This is a genomic window from Deinococcus sp. (assembly GCF_018260405.1).
In the GTDB taxonomy this organism is placed as follows: Bacteria; Deinococcota; Deinococci; order Deinococcales; family Deinococcaceae; genus Deinococcus.
Genome location: NZ_JAGLBG010000180.1, coordinates 1 through 2,368, shown reverse-complemented (window position 1 = coordinate 2,368; position 2,368 = coordinate 1). Strand labels below are relative to the sequence as shown.

Annotated in this window: 2 protein-coding genes; both read right to left on the bottom strand. The window is 63.4% G+C overall.

What is annotated here, in order from left to right; genetic code table 11:
* The coding region (locus tag QZ269_RS12790) for a POTRA domain-containing protein (protein WP_291427083.1) at positions 1–794 on the bottom strand (794 nt) is incomplete at its 3' end.
* Positions 795–1,047: 253 nt separating this feature from the next.
* Positions 1,048–2,368, bottom strand: a 1,321-nt coding sequence (locus QZ269_RS12785; protein ID WP_291427082.1) for a YhgE/Pip family protein, incomplete at its 5' end; no start/stop codon positions are given.

Here is a 2,368-nt window from a genome sequence, read left to right as displayed (position 1 = left end):
GGCCGAGTGCCGACTTCAGCCTGCCACACGACCGGCTTTCCGGTGGCGTTCGACAGCGTGCGGGCGTCGTCGTTGAGGGTGGTGGCACTCATGCCCTGCCCAGTGCGGGTGCTGAGGGTCACCGGGCGGCTCAGATTCAGGCTGCTGGTATCGAGCGTGGCGACAAAGGCCTCGGTCACAGCAAAACTAAGCACGCCGCCTTTGAGACTGGCCTCCACATCCTGGGGACGAAAAATGTAGCCCGCCGCCGTGTAAGCACGCGAAATCTGGGCCAGCGCCGCGTTGTAGCCTGGGGCGGTCAGGCGCCTCGAGTCGGTCAGGGGCTTGAAGATAGCCTGGAGCTGCGCGGGCTGGATCAAAGTGACTCCAGTGACATTGACCCGCGACAGGGGCGCACTTTCATCAACGCTGTAGGTAACGACCGTGTTGCCCTTAGCGTCCGGCGCGGTTTTGAGCTTGACTTCCGGGCTAAACGGAAACCCCGACTCGGCGTAAGTCTGGGCAATACGCACCCGGCCTTCTTCCAGGGCGGCCGGGGTGACCCGACTCCCCGCCTTAATCCCGACCTGGCCGCCGAGCGCCTCAGCAATCTGCCTGGAATCGAACACCGAGAACCCCTCGAACTGTACGTCGCTGATAATCACCGTGGCCCCGGCCTGGGCGGTGGCGGGTGGTGTGGCGGGCGCCTGGGCCGTAGGGGGATGCGCTGTAAAGGTCTGCGCCGTGGCAGCAGGCGTCGCCGCTGAAGCCGCACTCAGGGCAGCGGTTAAGAGAACGGCAAAGGTACGGTTCATGTCGGGTTCAGCCTACTGCCCAGCATGTTAAAAGCGTGAACGTAAAAGGACGCCCCGGTCAGGTGGGCGTCAGTTTTTCGCCCTCAGTCTTGCGGAGTGCCGCTTTGAGGGTCAAGGCTGGGATACCAAAAACTGCCCCCCGCACGAAATGTACAGGGGGCCGGAAAAAGTGCGATTTTAGAGAAAAAGAAGCCGCGTCTTATACGGACTGCCGGTTGATTCGGTGCCCTCCCGAATCGACTGGCAGTCCGTATTACTCGTTCGGCACTTCCTGATGCTCGAAAGCCGATACCACCGGGCTGGACACCAGCGGTTTGAAGTCCTCATCCTTGACCAGTTCCCAGCGGCGGCGGCCCAGCAGCCCCAGGCCAAGTCCGCTGAGGCCCATGAGGGCCAGCAGGAACATGAACTTGACATAGTCGCCTTGGTAGGCCCCGGTAATGGCGTGCCGTAGGGCATTGACGGCCTGCGTCACCGGCACCCAGTTGTGAATTAGCTGAAAGCCGTGAGGCGAGGTTTCGACCGGGTAGCTTCCGCCGGAAGCCGCCAGCTGAAGCACCAGCAAAATCAGCGCGATCAGGCGGCCTGCCGCGCCGAAGCAGAAGATCAGGCCCAGCACCAGCGTCAGGAAACTCAGGCTCGAAAGAATGGAAGTGGCGACGACCTCCAGCGGGTGCAGGTAGTTGACGCCGAGCAGGTGAACCGCCAGCACCACCAGCAGCGCCTGAACCACCACCAGCAGGGCGGGCACCGCCGCCTTGCGGAGCATGCGGGCAAACTGTGAGGTGCGGCGGCCCGAGAGCGGCAGCTGCTGGTAAGGGAAAATAAAGGTGGTCAGCGTGACCCCCACCCACAGACTGAGCGCCATAAAGTAGGGCGAGAAGGCCACACCGTTTGTTCCGGCGGGCGCAAACACTTCAGTCACGGGCCGGACGCTGGCACTGAGGCCCTGCGGATCGCCGCCGAGCTGCTCGACACTGGCCGGAATCTTGGTGTAGAGCGTGCTGAGGCCGCTGTGTAATCTAGCCGCCCCGTCATTGAGTTCGCCCGCCCCGCTCCTCAGCTTTTCTGCGCCGTCGGCTAGGGTAGTTAGGCCGCTGCTCAGTTCCCTCGACTTCTCGGCTAGCGTTTTGGCCCCGCTGCCCAGGCGCGTCAGGTCTGACTGGGCTGGCAACTGCGAGGTGATGGTGCCCAGGGCACCCTTGATTTTCAGGTTCCCCGCAGCCAGCTGATCGACGCCGCTCTGAAGTGACTTTGCCCCGTTCCCCAGGGTTCGCGCCCCGGTCGCCGCTTGCGCTGTTCTGGCGGCCAGGGTCGCGCTGCCCGTCTGGAGTTGGGCCGTACCTGCGGCCAGCTTAGTTGCGCCGTCGGCCAGTTTTTGTGTGCCGGTAACTGCCGCTGCGGAACCCTGCTGGGCCTCTTTCAACTTGCTCGCTAGGGTCGCGCTGCCCGTCTGAAGTTGGGCCGTACCTGCGGCCAGCTTAGTTGCGCCGTCGGCCAGTTTCTTTGTGCCGGTAACTGCCGCTGCGGAACCCTGCTGGGCTTCTTTCAACTTGCTCGATAGGGTCGTGGCT